This window comes from Dysgonomonadaceae bacterium zrk40, assembly GCA_016916535.1.
Lineage (GTDB): Bacteria > Bacteroidota > Bacteroidia > Bacteroidales > Dysgonomonadaceae > Proteiniphilum.
The window spans coordinates 1,631,508-1,648,045 of record CP070276.1 but is presented as its reverse complement, the minus strand read 5'-3'; the positions used below and the strand labels follow the sequence as shown (position 1 = coordinate 1,648,045).

At 50.4% G+C, this 16,538-nt stretch carries 14 protein-coding genes; 8 read left to right on the top strand and 6 right to left on the bottom strand.

Annotated elements, in window-relative coordinates; all coding sequences use genetic code 11:
- The first annotated feature begins 7 nt into the window (after positions 1–7).
- Entirely contained in the window at positions 8–190 is a 183-nt protein-coding gene (locus JS578_06860; GenBank protein QRX62626.1) for a hypothetical protein, read from the top strand.
- Positions 191–223: 33 nt separating this feature from the next.
- A complete protein-coding gene (locus JS578_06855) occupies positions 224–1,159 on the top strand; it encodes a cupin domain-containing protein (GenBank protein ID QRX62625.1) in 936 nt (311 codons plus the stop codon).
- A gap of 426 nt (positions 1,160–1,585) precedes the next feature.
- Here the strand turns inward: JS578_06855 and JS578_06850 are convergent, their stop codons facing one another.
- From JS578_06850 to JS578_06840, 3 genes are all read right to left on the bottom strand, one after another.
- A complete protein-coding gene (locus tag JS578_06850; GenBank protein QRX62624.1) occupies positions 1,586–2,278 on the bottom strand; it encodes a TrkA family potassium uptake protein in 693 nt (230 codons plus the stop codon).
- Positions 2,279–2,289: 11 nt separating this feature from the next.
- Positions 2,290–3,678, bottom strand: coding sequence for an ATPase (locus JS578_06845; GenBank protein QRX64951.1), 1,389 nt, complete (start codon positions 3,676–3,678; stop codon positions 2,290–2,292).
- A 379-nt stretch (positions 3,679–4,057) separates the two neighbouring features.
- The gene (locus tag JS578_06840) at positions 4,058–6,058 is read right to left on the bottom strand and encodes a 9-O-acetylesterase (protein QRX62623.1); all 2,001 of its coding nucleotides are present in this window, start codon (positions 6,056–6,058) and stop codon (positions 4,058–4,060) included.
- A gap of 333 nt (positions 6,059–6,391) precedes the next feature.
- On the opposite strand from JS578_06840, the gene JS578_06835 reads away from it, so the two are divergent.
- Positions 6,392–6,868, top strand: a complete 477-nt coding sequence (locus JS578_06835; GenBank protein ID QRX62622.1) for a CYTH domain-containing protein — start codon at positions 6,392–6,394, stop codon at positions 6,866–6,868.
- Between the two features lie 44 nt (positions 6,869–6,912).
- Here the strand turns inward: JS578_06835 and JS578_06830 are convergent, their stop codons facing one another.
- A complete protein-coding gene (locus JS578_06830) occupies positions 6,913–7,932 on the bottom strand; it encodes a branched-chain amino acid aminotransferase (GenBank protein ID QRX62621.1) in 1,020 nt (339 codons plus the stop codon).
- A gap of 113 nt (positions 7,933–8,045) precedes the next feature.
- Between JS578_06830 and dnaG the strand changes: the two genes are divergently transcribed.
- The 5 genes from dnaG (at position 8,046) to JS578_06805 (ending at position 14,666) form a co-directional block, all read left to right on the top strand.
- Positions 8,046–10,082 carry a DNA primase gene (gene dnaG / locus JS578_06825; GenBank protein QRX62620.1) on the top strand — a complete coding sequence of 679 codons (2,037 nt, stop codon included), beginning with the start codon at positions 8,046–8,048 and terminating at the stop codon, positions 10,080–10,082.
- Between the two features lie 28 nt (positions 10,083–10,110).
- The gene (locus JS578_06820; GenBank protein ID QRX62619.1) at positions 10,111–11,010 is read left to right on the top strand and encodes an ATP-binding cassette domain-containing protein; all 900 of its coding nucleotides are present in this window, start codon (positions 10,111–10,113) and stop codon (positions 11,008–11,010) included.
- A gap of 58 nt (positions 11,011–11,068) precedes the next feature.
- Positions 11,069–12,412, top strand: a complete 1,344-nt coding sequence (locus JS578_06815) for an ABC transporter permease (protein QRX62618.1) — start codon at positions 11,069–11,071, stop codon at positions 12,410–12,412.
- A gap of 173 nt (positions 12,413–12,585) precedes the next feature.
- Positions 12,586–13,425, top strand: a complete 840-nt coding sequence (locus JS578_06810) for a diaminopimelate epimerase (GenBank protein QRX62617.1) — start codon at positions 12,586–12,588, stop codon at positions 13,423–13,425.
- Between the two features lie 26 nt (positions 13,426–13,451).
- Complete coding sequence (locus tag JS578_06805; protein ID QRX62616.1) at positions 13,452–14,666, top strand: LL-diaminopimelate aminotransferase; 1,215 nt, start codon at positions 13,452–13,454, stop codon at positions 14,664–14,666.
- Here the strand turns inward: JS578_06805 and JS578_06800 are convergent.
- Positions 14,629–15,873 carry a PepSY domain-containing protein gene (locus tag JS578_06800; protein QRX62615.1) on the bottom strand — a complete coding sequence of 415 codons (1,245 nt, stop codon included), beginning with the start codon at positions 15,871–15,873 and terminating at the stop codon, positions 14,629–14,631. The two genes, JS578_06805 and JS578_06800, sit on opposite strands and share 38 nt — an antisense overlap.
- Positions 15,848–16,534, bottom strand: coding sequence for a hypothetical protein (locus JS578_06795; GenBank protein ID QRX62614.1), 687 nt, complete (start codon positions 16,532–16,534; stop codon positions 15,848–15,850). The genes JS578_06800 and JS578_06795 overlap by 26 nt, the downstream gene beginning before the upstream one ends.
- Positions 16,535–16,538: the final 4 nt, after the last annotated feature.

The window sequence follows — 16,538 nt, the reverse complement described above, 5'->3', positions numbered from 1 at the left end:
CAAGAAAATGAGAGAGAAGAAGATTCCTACATTCACCGTTTTGATGATTGTTTTTTGTGTGTTTGGTAATTTGAATGCCCAAGATACGGCAGGCGAAAAGGATGTGTTGAGCCTGAAACAAAAAAGCCTGATTCCGATTGCAGCTTACACTGCAATCGGAGATTTGCATCAGCTAAAAACAGCACTGTAGGAAGGGCTGGATGCCGGATTAACGGTGAATGAGGTGAAAGAAGCAATGGTTCATCTCTATGCATACAGTGGATTTCCCCGCAGCATCAGGGGTTTACAAACACTCATGGAGGTAATCAAAGAGCGCGAATCAAAGGGAATAACAGATGAAGTGGGTAAAGATGCTTCAAGCATCATTGACGAGAGGAGCAAGTACGAGCGTGGTAAGGAAATACTGGAAGCCTTGACCGGAGTTCCGCAACCTGATACACAAAGTGGTTATGCTGCTTTTGCGCCGGTAATTGAGATATTCCTGAAAGAACATTTGTTCGCCGATCTTTTCGAACGTAATGTACTGACATTTGCTGAGCGTGAATTGGTAACCATTTCCGTACTCAGTAGCATCGGCAGGGCTGAACCCATGTTACGTTCCCATTTGAATATATGTCTGCATCTTGGATTCACCCCTGGCCAGTTAAATGAATTCATAGAAATCCTAAAAGTGAAAGTGGGTAAAAAAGAAGCACGGGAGGCTCAATCTGTTTTAAATGATTTGGTGAGCGATCGCATGAAAAAAAACAGAGATGAAGATAATCATCGCAATGAATCATGGTCGTCAAAAGGAAGCTTGACAAACAGTCCCAACTTTACAGGGACGGTATGGCTCAACATGCTTGGAACTACGGAAAGTGGACTGCATGCCAGTGTAGGATATGTCACCTTTGCTCCTGGAGCAAGAACACACTGGCATTCACACCCGGGTGGCCAGCTCCTTTTCGTCACAGAAGGAAAAGGTGTTTATAAAGCCAAAGGTCAACCAGCCCGATTCTTGCAGAAAGGCGATTATGTCGAAATACCTTCTGATGTTGTACATTGGCATGGAGCAACACCTGATAGTGAGTTCTCTCACATTGCCGTGAGCCTGAATACCGATTTGGGCGGGGCTGTATGGTCTGGTCCCGTTACTGATGATGAATACGATTGGAAATAGAATTTATTTTTCACATATATCATTGATAGTCCTTGCTTCAATGTTAAGAGGACAACAACTTTCATCCCCCCGTTATCACTGGAAACAGTGTGTGATTCCCCCTGAACTGTTATCACTATTACCGGAAGGAGGTGTAAAATCTAAACACTTATCGGAATCTCCGGTGAGTGTTTTTGTGATGAAAAGTTCCTTAGGTCAGTATTGCTGAAGAAGATGATGACATTGTATCGGAGAAGGACTGGACTGGTGCCCCTCTCAAGCCTCTCCCATACCCCTCCCAATCCACTCCCAAAAATTTGGGAGGTGCACAAGCGAATGTCTTTTTGTGGACCTCTCAATCTCCCAATTGTTTTGTTCGCGATTCATCACGATTCACCTCGTTGTGAAGTCAATGCCTTGCATCGTTTCTCAACAGATCAGATCAGCTCATACCGTTTTTTGTTTTAAAAACAATTGCAGATCTTTTTTTGAGCCGAAAAGTACCAACACATCATCACTCTCCAGGAGGTCATTGGCAGCAGCAACACCCAGAACCTGGGTCACGGTTCTTGTTTTACCCAATAAGCTTTTAACTTCTACTTCACGTAGGATGGTCAGGACCAAGATATTGAAATCTTTACGAAAACCAACCTCCATGATCGTTTTCCCAATAAAATCAACAGGGACCTTTGCTTCAATGATGCTGTAATTATCATTAAGTTCGAACGAGTCAACCACATTGCTTAACGACAATTTCTTCGTCCAGCGTTCCGCAGTCTCCTCTTCGGGGTGTACGATCTCATGGACACCAATTGCCTGTAACACCTTTTCGTGCAATGGATCGATTGCTCTGCTAATCAATCTTTTCACTTTGAGGTTCTTTAAAAGAGCTGTTGCCATGATATTTGCCCCCTGGTTTTCACCAATGGCCACCAGTACCACATCTGTTTCTTTTAGCGGGAGCCCTGAAACGGTGAACTCATCTGTGGCATCCATGCAAATGGTATAGCTGATATTTTCTTTATAAGCATCTACTTTCGACATGCTGATGTCAATGCCAATCACTTCGTTCCCAAGTGCAGTGAGTTTTTGTGCAAGTGATGCTCCAAAACTTCCAAGTCCGATAATGATAAATTTCATCTCAATCCAATTTAGTTTATGGTGATTTCCTCTTTTGGGTAGGTGTAGTTTTCATGCTTAATTTTCCGGAATGCGGCGATTGCTATTGAAAGCATGCTGACACGTCCAACAAACATTACAACAATAATGATAAATTTTCCGGCACTACTAAGGTCGCTTGTGATGCCCAAGCTCAACCCCACGGTACCGTATGCCGAGAAACATTCAAAGGCTATGTCAATCAGCTTTTTCCCGGGGTCGAAAATGGAGATGAGGATGATTGCCATGCCGACCACTATAAATGAGAGGGTTATAATGGCAAATGCTCTCCTTATCGACACATCTGCTATCTCCCTTCTGAAAACCTCAATACGTGATCTGCCTCTTGCCAGACTCATCACATTGAGCAGTGCGATGGCAAAAGTGCTCGTTTTGATGCCGCCGCCTGTTGACTGAGGCGAGGCGCCGATCCACATCAACAACATAACCATCAAGAGCGTTGGCAGATACAACGCAGCAGTGTCAATGGTGTTGAATCCTGCTGTCCTGGGTGTTGTGGCTCCAAAAAGAGCGGTGATTATTTTACCCAAGCCGTTGTGTTCTGCCAGCGTGTTGTTGTATTCAAGCAGATAAAAAACAATGAACGCAACCAATGAAATGAGGAGTGTTGTGATTAAGTTGATCCTACTGTTTAAGCTCAGCACCCAAGGGCGATGTTTTTTATTTCTTGATGAGTATGGCAGCAAGTTGGAAGCGAGATATTTCAAATAGTTTAGTATGTTCACCACAATTGGAAAGCCCAATCCTCCGATCACGAATGTGAGAATAACGATCAATTGCAGATAGTAGTTATAACGGAATCCTGTTTCATACAGGCTGTTGTTTAGCGTTGAAAATCCTGCATTACAAAAGGCAGAGATGGAATGAAACGCAGCAAAGAAGAGTTGTTCGGAAGGGGAGTGGAAAGCAGCCAGGTCCGTACCAGAATAAATCAATAGAGCCGAAAAGAGTTCTATTCCAAAAGTGATGAGAATGATGTACTTCAGTGTTGAAAACACCTCACCCAGTTTTTTAGAGCTTGTAATATCGCTCAGGGTCAATTGATTTTCATAGGTGGTGCCCCCCTTGAAGAAATAACCGAAATAACTGGCAAATGTGAGAATACCCAAACCGCCCAGCTGTATCAAAATCATGATGATCGTCTGTCCAAAGAGCGTGAAGTGGGTGCCGGTATCCACCACCGTTAGTCCGGTTACACATACGGCACTTGTAGCGGTAAAAAGAGCATCCAGATAGGTGATGCCCTCATAAGTAGCATTGGGTAAAACCAGCAGGAATGAGCCGATAAAAATGATCACCAGAAAACTGAGAATAAATATCTGGGCAGGGTTGAGCCTTGTTTTGCTGAGGTTTATTCTCATTTCAGAAAACTCTCTGACAAAAGAAAGCAACACGGCGATTTTGACCCAAATTGGATTTTCCAGCAACAGGTCGGTATCAAAAGGAGTACCAACAAACAGGTACATGTGAAAAATCCATAGGGTAAAGAGAACCGACAGCAGGTCAAAAATGAATACCTTTCTTTTTATGAGTGTGAATTTCTGAATATATCGTGAGAGGGTTGAAATTAAACCAACAACAAGAACAAAGAAGTAGAACCCATCAATAAATTTTTGGTAAATGATAGTCTGTGTATAGCCTAAATCAGAGATGATTGCTATCAGTCCAACAAGACTAACCCAAAATGCAATTCTATAAAATTGCCTCAGGTTGATTTTCATTTATTATTCTGTTCATTGGTCACCGATTTTGTATTGTTGTTCCAGGCCAGTCGTCGGTACGAAAGGGTGATGCGGGGAGCCCTGCCTCGTTCACCAGGTTACACTCCGGGTTGTCGGCCCAGCCGTAGCGAACCGCGACGGGGAAGGGCACTTTGGCTGAGCGCACCACCACCTCGTCGCCCTCGATGTACGCCTCGGCCCAGTGGAAGATCCTATCGGGGCCGGCGATGGTAAATCCTTTGAGGTTGCCCTCTCCCTTGACGGTAAGCCCGCTTGTGGAGGGTTTGAAACTGATGCGGATGCAATCTTTCCCGATCCGGTAGGAGTTATAGCGCGGTCCCTCGGCTACGAGATCCTCACCGTAGGTATGATGGCGTGCCAGCAGCGCCAAACGCTTGCCCACATCCTGTTTGTTCTTCGGGTGAATGTCTTTTGCATCACCAATGTCGATGGTGACTGCCATCCCGGTGTTGTGGAGGTGGAGGGTCTGTAACTGTGCCTCCCGCAGCTCTGCCCAACCTGAGGCTGCAGGCTCATCTTTGCGCTGCATGTAGTTGGCCAGCTGTACGAAGTAGAAGGGGAACTCGAAACCCCATTTTGTTCGCCAGTCGCGGATCATCAGCGGAAAGAGTGTGCGGTATTGATAGGCACGGCCGGCATTGCTCTCCCCCTGGTACCAGATGGCACCTCTGATGGTGTAGGGCACCAGCGGGGCGATCATGGCGTTGTAGAGCGTGGTGGGGTAGTGTGGACTCTCCGGATTTCGCTGTGGCGGCATCCCCACATCGTTGAGGTTGACCGCGGTACGGAACAACCACTCTCCGTTCAGGTTCTCCCGAAGGGTTTCTTTTCCTGCCGGAGCGATGTAGAGATCTGATTCATCGCCCATGAAGCCGCCCAGGCCGCCGGTATCCAGCACCCTTACGGTCAGGATTGCTTCTCCTCTCTTCACCTGGGCTCCGGGAATATGGTAACGTCTCGCAGTTCCGGCACCCTCGGTGGCACCGATCTTCTCACCATTGAACCAGGTCTCCTCGTTGTCATCGACCGCTCCCAGCGAGAGAATCAGATCCTGCCCCTCCCAGTCCTCCGGGATCTCGATGCGCTTGCGGTACCAGGCGATGCCATCGAACTCAGGCAGGCCGTTGTTCTCCCAGGGACCGGGCAGGGTGACGCTGCTCCATCCCTCTTCCGGAAACGATGCAGCAGCAGTTGCCACTTTACCATTTTCTATTCCGAAATCCAAAGCGTTTACCTGCTGGTGCCACTCGATGAACTTCTCTTCGAAATAGGCTTTTTGTTGTTCCTTGTCGTGCGGAAGCGCGGCATATTCCTCCGCTAGTGCCTTGAAGTCGGGCATCAGCTGGAGCGACTCCAGGCTGGTCCACGCCTCTGCCATGGTGCCACCCCAGGAGGTGTGAATTAACCCCACAGGCACATCCAGCTCCTGCAGGAGATCCCTTCCAAAGAAGTAAGCAGTGGCGGAGAAGTAGGGGATGGTTTTAGGTGAGCACTCCTGCCATCCTCCGGAAGAGATGGGCGGCAACTCCAGCGGATAGGTGCTGGTGGTCTTGTCTACCTGCAGCAACCGTAACCGGGGATGATTTGCAGCTGCGATCTCCTTTTCAAAGTTGAAGATCTTCCCCCAGCCGGCGAAGGGCATCTCCATGTTCGATTGACCGGAACAGATCCACACTTCACCAATCAGCACGTTGGAGAATGTAATGCTTTTGCTCCCGTTGATCACTATTTGATAGGGACCTCCTGCGGCAGGTGTCTCTATTGTTGTCTGCCACTTCCCTTCCCGGTTCGTCAACGCTTCGTAGCTCTTTTCGTTCCAGGATACAACAATCTCCACCTTGCTGCCGGGTGAATCGTTGCCCCAAATGGGTGCTTTTGATTTTTGTTGCAACACCATGTGGTCACTGAAGAGAGCAGATACCGACATTTGGGAAAATAAATTTGGTGAAGCAAAAAGGAAGATTCCTACGAAGAGAGAAAAAAAGAGCTGTTTTTTCATTGGAAATGCTGTTTTAGGTTTGACTAACGCAAAGGTATGGAATTATATGTAATATTATTTTCACAATAGTGTGGAATAATTCCTCAACATGATGGCTTTTCCATATGAATAATTTTATTAATTCAGATAAACATATTATTTTTGTTACAGATTCATTGAATAAAGAATAGAATTACGCGCATTGATTTTTATTTAATCCAACCAAAATCTTAACTATGTTTTTATTTTTTCGTAGTGATTACGCAAGCTTAAAAACATAGTTATTTTTTTTATTCTTTTTTTTAAACCCCAACACTTATTGATTTCATTTGTTATATCCATAAAACAACTGCTATGGGTTACGAGATTGAACGCAAATTCCTGGTCAATGGAGCATACAAACCGCATGCTCATAAACATTACCTGATGAAGCAGGGCTATCTCTCGCTATCAGGCATCAGTGTGGTACGAGTGCGTGTGAAGGGTGAGAAAGGATATATCACTGTGAAAGGAGCTGTGGGAGAAGGAGGAATCACCCGCCGCGAGTGGGAGTATGAGGTCCCTTTGCAAGATGCGGAAGAGATGTTGCTTCTCTGTGAGGATGCGGTGATTGAGAAGACCCGTTACCTTGTCAGGGTGGGGAAGCATACTTTTGAGGTGGATGAGTTCGCAGGTGTGAATGAGGGGTTGTTGATCGCTGAAGTGGAACTTGACAATGAGGCGGAATATTTTGAGAAACCTGACTGGCTCGGAACTGAAGTGACAGGAAATGTTCGTTATTATAACTCCTATCTCTCAATCCATCCCTACAGGGAGTGGGGAGACAAATAAAATAAATAAAATAAAAAAAAGCGGCACCTGCCGCTTTTTTTTTATTATTCCACGATGGTCACCCATCCATACTTGTCCGGCTCATCGCCGTACTGGATTGCACGTAACTTGTGATATAGCTTCTCGCTCACGGGGCCGGGCTCACCATTTTTCGAAAAGTGATAGGTCCTGTTCTCGCTGATGTCGTCGATGCGCAGGATGGGGCTGATTACCGCAGCTGTGCCGCAGGCACCTGCTTCCTCGAAGGTGGCGAGCTCCTCCTCCGCTATGGGGCGACGCTCCACCCGCATTCCCATCTCTTCTGCCAGCTGCATCAGACTCTTGTTGGTGATGGAGGGGAGAATGGATTCCGACTTGGGGGTGATGTAGCTGTTATCTTTAATCCCGAAGAAGTTGGCAGGGCCACACTCATCGATGTATTTCTTTTCTTTGGCATCGAGGTAAAGCACGGCGGAGTATCCCATCGCATGTGCCTTCTCGCCTGAGCGCAGGCTCGCGGCATAGTTGCCTCCCACCTTGAAGGTGCCGGTGCCGAGGGGTGCCGCCCGGTCGTATTCGCGCATGATCACCATGGGAGTCGGTTTGAAACCCTCCTTGAAATAGGGACCCACCGGGGTGACAAAGATCAGGAAGGTATACTCCTTCGATGGCTTCACGCCCACCTGTGCGCTGGTGCCGATCAGCAGGGGACGGATGTAAAGCGATGCACCACTCTCATAGGGAGGCACGAAGCGCTCATTTTTCTTCACTGCCAACAGCACCATCTCTTCAAACATCTCTACCGGCAGTTCGGCCATCATGATGCCCCGGCAGGATGATTGCAGTCGCTCGGCATTGTCGCGCATGCGGAATATGCGAATCCTTCCGTCTTTACCACGAAATGCCTTCAACCCTTCAAAAGCCTCCTGTCCATAATGCAGGCAGGTGGCCGCCATATGGAGGCTTAGCTCTTCGGAGGTCTCCAGTTGTGGGGCACTCCATTTTCCGTCGCGGTAGTAACTGCGTACGTTGTAATCTGTCTTCATGTAACCGAACGAGATGTTCGACCAGTCAATCTTCTCCATCTTGCAAAATTTAGCTGTACAACTATTAGTATCAGATTTGTCTCTCACAAATGTAGAGATAATTTTTGAAATTTGCCGAATTCACCAACTAAATCATTAATTTCGTATCCTCAATGATCGATCATCTCACCATAGCACGTATTCAGGATGCCGCGCAGATCGTGGATGTAGTCTCCGACTTCGTCACACTCCGACGCAGGGGAGTCAACTACGTGGGATTGTGTCCCTTCCATGACGACCGCACTCCATCCTTCTACGTCTCTCCCTCCAAGAATATCTGCAAGTGCTTTGCTTGTGGCGAGGGTGGCTCACCCATCCATTTCGTGATGAAGCACGAGCAGCTCTCCTACTACGAGGCCCTCAAATACATTGCCCGCAAGTATGGCATCGAGGTGGTGGAGAAGGAGTATACCGATGAGGAGAAGCAGGCCCAGAGCGATCGTGAGAGCATGTTCATTCTCAACGAGTATGCCCGCGACTATTTTGTGAAGATCCTTCACAGCCACCCGGAGGGAAAAGCGGTGGGGCTAAGCTATTTCCGGGAGCGAGGTTTCCGAGATGACATCGTGAAGAAATTCCAACTGGGTTACAGCCTGGAGCAGCGAGACGCTTTCTCTTCTGAAGCTCAGAAATCGGGATACCGGCGCGACTACCTGTTGAAAACAGGTCTTTCTGCCGGAGGAGATGACAACAGGCCGCTGGTGGATCGTTTCCGCGGAAGGGTGCTCTTCCCGGTGCACACCCTCTCGGGAAAGGTGGTTGCCTTTGGAGGGCGAATCCTCAAGAAGGTGGAGAACGTGGGCAAGTATGTCAACTCTCCCGAGAGCGAGATTTATTCGAAGAGCAGAGAACTATACGGCATCTATTTCGCTAAAAATGCCATCGTGAAGCAAGACAAGTGCTTCCTGGTGGAGGGTTATACCGATGTGATCTCTATGCACCAGGCAGGGATCGAGAACGTAGTGGCTTCCTCGGGAACCGCACTCACCCACGGTCAGATACGCATGATTCACCGTTTCTCGGAGAATATTACCGTACTCTACGATGGCGATGCCGCCGGCATCAAGGCGGCCCTGCGGGGCATCGACCTGTTGCTGGAGGACGGCATGAATGTCAAGGTGGTGCTATTGCCCGAGGGGGAGGATCCCGACTCGTTTGCCCGCAGGCAGAATGCGGAGCAGTTCAATCGTTTCATCGCTGACCACGAGGTTGACTTCATCCGTTTCAAGACGCAGCTGCTGCTGGAGGAGACCGGTGATGACCCTGTAAAAAGAGCCGGTCTCATCTCCAACGTGGTGGAGAGCATCGCCCTGATACCCAATTCCATCACCCGTTCGGTATACATACAAGAATCTGCGCAGATGCTTCAGATCCAGGAAAGGGTACTGATTGCAGAGACCAACAGGATAAGACGCCGCAACTACGACCGCAAGAAGGAGCAGCAGGAGCGGGAGGAGACTGTGGCGGCATCTAGAACAGAGGTTGTATCGGCCACTGTGAACGCTGCCACCCAGAAATTGGGTAAAACAGTCAAGGTTGGACCTTATGAGCGATACGAGCGGGAGGTGATTCGCTACGTGATCCGCTACGGCAACACCCCCATATATCGCAAGTATGAGAAGCAAAAGCGGAAGGAGGGAAAGAAAGTGGTAGAAGAGGATGTCCTGGTGGAGGAGGGTCCCGGTGTAACTGAATTTGTGCTTTTTGACCTGGAACGCGACAACATTGTTTTCACCAATGCGCTCTACCTTCGCATCTTTCAGGAGGCGTCTGAACACATGGAAGATGCAGCATTTAACTCCGGCCGTCACTTCATCTCACATTCCGACCAGGAGATCAGCCACCTGGCCTCTGAGCTGATGAGCGATCGCTATCAGTTGAGCAAGATTCACTCCCGGATCCTGGGAGAGGAGCTGGGAGACCAAAGTTCCCGTCTGCTGGAACAGAACCTGCTCCAAAGCTATGTTCCGCGTGCCACCACTGAGTTGAAGAATGCCTATGTGTTGCAGCGGATAGAAGCGGTGAAGAAGGCGCTGAAAAATGCTTCTTCGGATGATGAGAGCGAACTGATTGTCCAGTTGCAACAGTTGCAGCAGATCAAGAAACTGCTGGCCAAGGAGCTGGGAGAACGAATCATCCTGAAATATTAAAACGGAAACAACAAATAGAAGTACCAATATGTATCTTGAAACCAAAGAAGTTGTAAAACAGTATGCCCATCACCTGGCGCTCAACAAGGTGAACATATCGGTGCCACAGGGCACCGTTTTCGGATTGCTGGGACCGAACGGTGCCGGTAAGACCACCCTGATCCGTATCATCACCCGTATCACGGCACCCGATAGCGGGGAGGTACTCCTCGAAGGGCGCCCCTCACGGGCGGAGGATGTCTACCGCATCGGTTACCTGCCCGAAGAGCGTGGACTATACAAGAAGATGAAGGTGGGTGAGCAGGCGATGTACCTGGCACAGCTGCGCGGTATGTCGAAACAAGATGCCCACAGGGAGCTGATGATCTGGTTCAAGCGGTTCGACATCACGAGCTGGTACAACCGCAAAGTGGAGGAGCTCTCCAAGGGGATGCAGCAGAAGGTGCAGTTCATCTCAACCGTGATCCACAACCCCGACCTGCTCATCTTCGACGAGCCTTTTAGCGGCTTCGACCCTGTGAATGCCGATATCGTGAAGAATGAGATGCTCCGCCTCAAGGAGGAGGGCAAGACCATCATTCTCTCCACCCACAACATGGAGTCGGTGGAGGCGCTTTGCGACAATATCGCCCTGATTCACAAGTCGGAGGTGGTGCTGCAGGGACGCGTCTACGACATTCGCAATGAGCATCGTCCCGGCATCTTCCGCTTCCGGCTCTACGGCAACGGGTTTGATCTGGAGCACCCCTCTTTTACCCTGCTCTCGAAAGAACCCTACCACGAGTTCATCGACCTGCGCATTCGCAAGACAGAGAACATCAGCAGCAATGAGCTGGCGAAACTAATCTTCGACCGTTACGAGGTTGTGAGCTACGACGAAGAGCTGCCCACCATGAATGATGTATTTATTCAGACCGTCACCCAGTAATCCTTTTTACTGCTTGAGAACCTCATTATCATTTCATCCGAATCAATCGCACAAACATATGAACACACTTAGTTTAGTCATCCAACGGGAATACATCACCCGGGTTCGTAAAAAGTCATTTATCATCCTCACGTTGTTGATGCCGCTGTTGATGGTAGGGCTTACCTTTCTGCCGCTCTGGCTCTCCACCCTCAACGACGGGGAGGTGAAACGGATTGCCGTGATCGACCGGAGCGGCATCTATGCCCCCCTGCTGCAATCGACCGAAACATTTCATTTCGAGGTTATTGGCGAAGAAGCTCAGGCAGACGCCCAGACGAAGGTAGGGGGAGAGCTCTTTGCCATCCTGCAGATCACCGGCGACCTGAGCAACGATCAGGGATCGGTATCGCTCACTTCCGAGAAACAGTCGCCGCAGGAGTTGCAGTCACTCATCCGTCAGACGCTGCGGGAGAAAGTGACGCAGCAACGACTCGATCAGCTTTCCGGCAGCGGGGAGGTGGATAGCGAAGCCATCACGCAGGTACGGGAGATCCTTGAAGAGAGACCCTCCATCTCCCTGCAGACCTTGCGGATGGGGGATGACGGCAGCGTCACCGAGTCTTCCACCGAAGTGGCCACCATCATCGGCATGGTCTTCACCATCCTGATCTACATGTTCATCCTGATGTACGGCAACATGGTGATGCAGGCCGTGCTGGAGGAGAAGAAGACACGCATCGTGGAGGTGATGGTCTCCTCGGTGAAACCGGTCAACCTGCTCATCGGCAAAATCGTGGGGATCGGCCTGGTGGGTATCACCCAGCTTGCTATCTGGGGCATCCTCGCCGGGGGGCTTTTCAGCCTGCTATCGCTCTTCATCGCCTCACCCGAACAGGTTGCATCCATGAGCAGCGGCATGGGAGGCATGGCCGATATGAGCGCCATGGGCAATGTGGGCGGAGTGGAAATGCAGGGCATCATGAGTGCCATCCTCAGCATCAACTGGCTGGAGGTGATTCTCTTCTTCCTGCTCTTCTTCATCGGCGGTTACGTGCTTTACGCCTCCATCTTTGCCATGTTCGCCTCGGCGGTCGACAGTGAGGAGGATACCAGTCAGTTCCTCACACCGGTCACCCTGCTGATCATGTTCGCCTTCTTCGCCGGCTTCTACAGCGTGAACAACCCCGACGGGCCACTTGCCTTCTGGGCATCACTGATCCCCTTCAGTTCCCCCATCGTGATGATGGTGCGTATTCCCTTTGGCATTCCCCTCTGGGAGAAGCTCCTCTCCATCCTGCTGCTCTACGGCACTTTTATACTGATCTCTGTGGTTGCTGCCAAGATCTACCGCGTGGGAATCCTGATGTATGGGAAGAAGCCATCGCTCAAGGAGATGTTCAAATGGGTGCGGTATAAATAAGCGCAATATTATGGCTGAAAATCCGACAAAATGTTGTATATTTGCCGTACAAGTAGCAAATGTATACAAATAACCCCTTTCTTCGGGTGTAAGCCTTTCATAATGCTGTTTGGTTCCCATGGAAGTCAGACAGCTTTTTTTCATTTGGAGAAAGGGCATAAACAGGGATAACAATGAAATTCGAAAAGATGCATGCCGCCGGCAACGATTATATCTATATCAACCTCTTCGAGGAGCGGATTGAGGATCCTGCTGCTCTCTCACGGAAACTGAGCGACCGCCATTTCGGGGTCGGGGGCGACGGAGTGGTGTTGATCGGGCCTTCAGAAGTGGGCGATTTCTCCATGCGGATGTTCAATGCCGATGGCAGCGAGGGACTGATGTGCGGCAATGCCGCACGCTGTGTGGGGAAATACCTTTACGAGCGGGGACTCACCAACAAGCGTGAGATTGCTTTGCAGACGCTGTCGGGCATCAAACAACTGCAGCTGACGGTTGCTGACGGTTGCAATCAGGTTATACAGGTGCGTGTGGATATGGGTCCCGCGATGACCGACGGGAGCCTGATGCAACCACCTCAGTCTCTGTTGTCGGAGATTGTTGAGCATCCCCTGGAAGCAGCAGGAGCGCGCTATCCTGTCACCTTCATCTCTATGGGCAATCCCCACGTGGTGATATTCAATGAGGAGATTGACAAACTTGATCTGCCCCTTATCGGCCGCGTGATTGAGCATCATCCACTCTTCCCGCAGCGTACCAACGTGGAGTTCCTGGAGATCATCAGCCCCAGTGAGCTTCGGATGCGTGTCTGGGAGCGTGGCAGCGGTGAGACACTCGCCTGTGGAAGTGGTGCCTGTGCAGCGCTGGCTGCCGCAGTGCTGACCGGGCGTGCCGATCCTGCAGCATTGGTTCATCTTCGTGGCGGCGACCTCCGGGTGGAGTGGGATAGGGAGCAGAACAGGGTTTTTCTTACAGGCGATGCCCACTTCGTTTTCAAAGGAGAGGTGCATTGATTCACACAACAACACATCAACATATTATGTTTCAAATAAACCAACACTATCTTCAGCTCGGTGAGAGCTATCTGTTTAGTACCATTGCCGGGAAAGTGAAGCATTTTCGTGCTGCTCATCCCGATGCTGACATCATACGGCTTGGCATCGGTGACGTTACGCTGCCCCTCACTCCGGCTGTGATCAGTGCCCTTCATGGGGCAGTAGATGAAATGGGGGTAAAGGAGAGCTTCCGCGGCTACGGCCCCGAACAGGGGTATGCTTTCCTGCGGGAGGCGATTGCCGAGACCGACTTCCAAAAGCGGGGTATTGGCATCTCTCCCGGTGAGATCTTCGTGAGCGACGGCTCCAAGAGCGACACCGGCAACATCGGCGATATCCTGGGAGAGGGGAATCTGGTAGCCATCACCGACCCGGTCTACCCGGTTTACCTCGATACCACCCTGATGCGCATCGGCAAGAGCGGCAGGATACGACTGTTGCGCTGCAGTGAGGAGAACGGCTTTCTGCCGGAACTGCCGGAAGAGAGGGTGGATATTGTCTATCTCTGCTATCCCAACAACCCTACCGGCACTGTGATGACACGGGAGGAACTCACGAAGTGGGTCGACTGGGCACTGGAGAACGGAAGCCTGATTCTGTTCGATGCCGCCTATGAGGCGTTCATTCGCGATGAGACCATCCCCCGCAGCATCTATGAGATCGAGGGTGCCAAACGATGTGCCATCGAGTTCCGCTCCTTCTCCAAGAGCGCCGGCTTCACCGGGCTGCGGTGCAGCTACACGGTGGTACCCCGGGAGCTTAAATCGGTCACTACCGGTGGTGGTGAGGTCTCTCTTCACCATCTCTGGAACAGGAGGCAGTCTACCAAGTTCAACGGCACTCCCTACATCATCCAGCGTGCTGCCGAAGCGGTTTATACCCCGCAAGGGCAGAAGGAGATGCAGGTGATGATCGACAGCTACATGCAGAATGCAATGGTGATCAGAAAGGGCTTGATGGCAAATGGATATACCGTTTTCGGGGGAGAGCACTCACCATACATCTGGCTGAAGTGCCCTGACGGACTCGATTCCTGGCGGTTCTTTGACCGGCTGCTCGAAGAGTGCCATATTGTTGGGACACCAGGCAGCGGTTTCGGCGAAGCCGGTGAAGGCTATTTCCGCCTCACCGCTTTCAACAGCGCAGAGCGTACCACTGAGGCTATCGGCCGGATCGCCCGGCTTTCTTCCACCAGATGAGGAAACCGGTGACCGGTAGGGAGCATCCAATCAGCGACGTAAGCGCATAGAGAAGGATACCGGGCAGGCCGATGATCTCGCCGGTATGCAGCGGCAGTGAGATATCGATGAACTGGCGGTGTAAGGAAAGGTCACTGAACCGTTCAAGACTGCGCATCTCACCTTTCTGATCGAAAGTGACTGCATCGGTAACCTTGGCCCCGAGGAGGTTGTGGGTGTTGATTTTACTCACCCGGTAGCGTGGGTTCTCAGCGTCAGCCATCTCGATGGTGGTTGTGGCTGGGTAATCGAGGTAGCTGTCAGCCATCGCTTTTATCTCGGATAGCGAATAACGAATCCTCTGCAGACCTTCTCTCTTCTCCGCCTCTTTTTCCATCATCTCCTCCATCAGTGCCGCGAATGCATCCGAAACCTCATTGTCTGCCTGAGCTTCTTGCTGCAGGATTGGTTCACCCCCCAGGGTGATGATTACCGCGTTCTTCATCCAGGGATAGGCGATATACAATCCTGTGAGGGAGATGAAGAGCAGCGGAAGAAACGCATAGACGCCCAGTACACGGTGCAGGCTGTAGTTCAGCTGGAAGCTGTTTGCTTTCCAGCGCACCTGGAGTGAAGCCTTGATGGTTCGCCACCGTCGGGATTTAGGCCACCAGAGAATCATTCCCGACAGGAGCAGGATCACGAAGATGATCACCGATATTCCTACTACCTGCTTTCCCGTTGTTCCCAGCAGGAGATTTTTATGCAGGCTGAGCAGCATCTGAAAGAAGGGCTCAGAGTTCCGGTTGTAATGTCCCTCTACCTCCTCACCTGTGTATGGGTTGAAGTAACCAGTGCTGCTCAGGTTGCTTTCACTTTCGCGGTAGGAGACGATCAGGTTTTTCTTTTTGCCAGAAGGGAGTATGATTGTCTCAATCACCATTCCCCTGTCGTGAAACAACGACTCAATTTCTTCAGCCTGCAACAAACTTTCTCCTTTAGGCACTGCCGCATTCAGCAGTTCGCGGTTCTGGAACTGCTGGTAGGGGGTGCGGAAGGCATAGAGGCTGCCCGCTAGGCAAACGATGAAGAGCACGACGGATGAGAGCAGCCCCAACCAGAGGTGGGAGAGTGATATCAGATAACGGAAAAGGGACTCACTTCGTCCCTTTTTTCGAAACAGGGATTTTAGCAATCGCATATCAATGACCGCCCTGAGGCGTAACATCCTTGACGATTTCAAGGTACTGTTCGTATTGCGTTTCGTTGAAAACCTGTTTCAATGCTTTTTTTCGCTCCGCATCGTATTGATTCCAATAATCCCTTGCCAGTTCTCCATTGCCATGGTAGAAATCGTGCGCATCGTGATAGGACTTCTCAAATGCCTTGTTCACAGCCTCCAGCATCTGAGATTGCGATGCATCGAGTTGGAGCTCGCCTTTGATACGGTTGATCAGTTCTTCCGAATAACCTGGCCGGCGACGGCTGTTCTGTGCCGTGAAGGTTTCGTACTGCTTCATTTGTTCTTCGTTCAGGATGGTTGCCATCTCGGCAGATTGCTGTTTGCGAAGTTCATCCATCTTTTCGAACATCGTCATCCTGTCCACCTTTCCGTCGGCTCCTGTCCAGGCAGTACGGCCGGCCTCCTGGATTCCGCGGTATTTTTCCAGCAGCGCGTCATACTGTTTTTCCTGCTCGCCTGTCAGTTGCAGTTCCTGCTTGAGTGCCTGGTAGTCGGGACCCCGGCGGCGGTTCGATTGGTTTGAGTTCAAACTGTCGCTCTTTGCTGTAACTGCGGTACTCTTTTCTGATTGTTTACCGTTGCCCTGACAAGAAGTGATCAGAAACAGTGCAAAAAGAGTGATAATGGTAAGTTGTAAATTTTTCATATTA

Bases quoted from the DNA above. Each gene is read 5' to 3' on its own strand.
- JS578_06805 (QRX62616.1), top strand. From the start codon at position 13,452: ATGTTTCAAATAAACCAACACTATCTTCAGCTCGGTGAGAGCTATCTG.
- JS578_06830 (QRX62621.1), bottom strand. From the start codon at position 7,932: ATGGAGAAGATTGACTGGTCGAACATCTCGTTCGGTTACATGAAGACA.
- JS578_06850 (QRX62624.1), bottom strand. From the start codon at position 2,278: ATGAAATTTATCATTATCGGACTTGGAAGTTTTGGAGCATCACTTGCA.
- JS578_06835 (QRX62622.1), top strand. From the start codon at position 6,392: ATGGGTTACGAGATTGAACGCAAATTCCTGGTCAATGGAGCATACAAA.
- JS578_06845 (QRX64951.1), bottom strand. From the start codon at position 3,678: ATGAGAATAAACCTCAGCAAAACAAGGCTCAACCCTGCCCAGATATTT.
- JS578_06800 (QRX62615.1), bottom strand. From the start codon at position 15,873: ATGTTACGCCTCAGGGCGGTCATTGATATGCGATTGCTAAAATCCCTG.
- JS578_06820 (QRX62619.1), top strand. From the start codon at position 10,111: ATGTATCTTGAAACCAAAGAAGTTGTAAAACAGTATGCCCATCACCTG.
- JS578_06840 (QRX62623.1), bottom strand. From the start codon at position 6,058: ATGAAAAAACAGCTCTTTTTTTCTCTCTTCGTAGGAATCTTCCTTTTT.
- JS578_06810 (QRX62617.1), top strand. From the start codon at position 12,586: ATGAAATTCGAAAAGATGCATGCCGCCGGCAACGATTATATCTATATC.
- JS578_06795 (QRX62614.1), bottom strand. From the start codon at position 16,534: ATGAAAAATTTACAACTTACCATTATCACTCTTTTTGCACTGTTTCTG.
- dnaG (QRX62620.1), top strand. From the start codon at position 8,046: ATGATCGATCATCTCACCATAGCACGTATTCAGGATGCCGCGCAGATC.
- JS578_06860 (QRX62626.1), top strand. From the start codon at position 8: ATGAGAGAGAAGAAGATTCCTACATTCACCGTTTTGATGATTGTTTTT.
- JS578_06815 (QRX62618.1), top strand. From the start codon at position 11,069: ATGAACACACTTAGTTTAGTCATCCAACGGGAATACATCACCCGGGTT.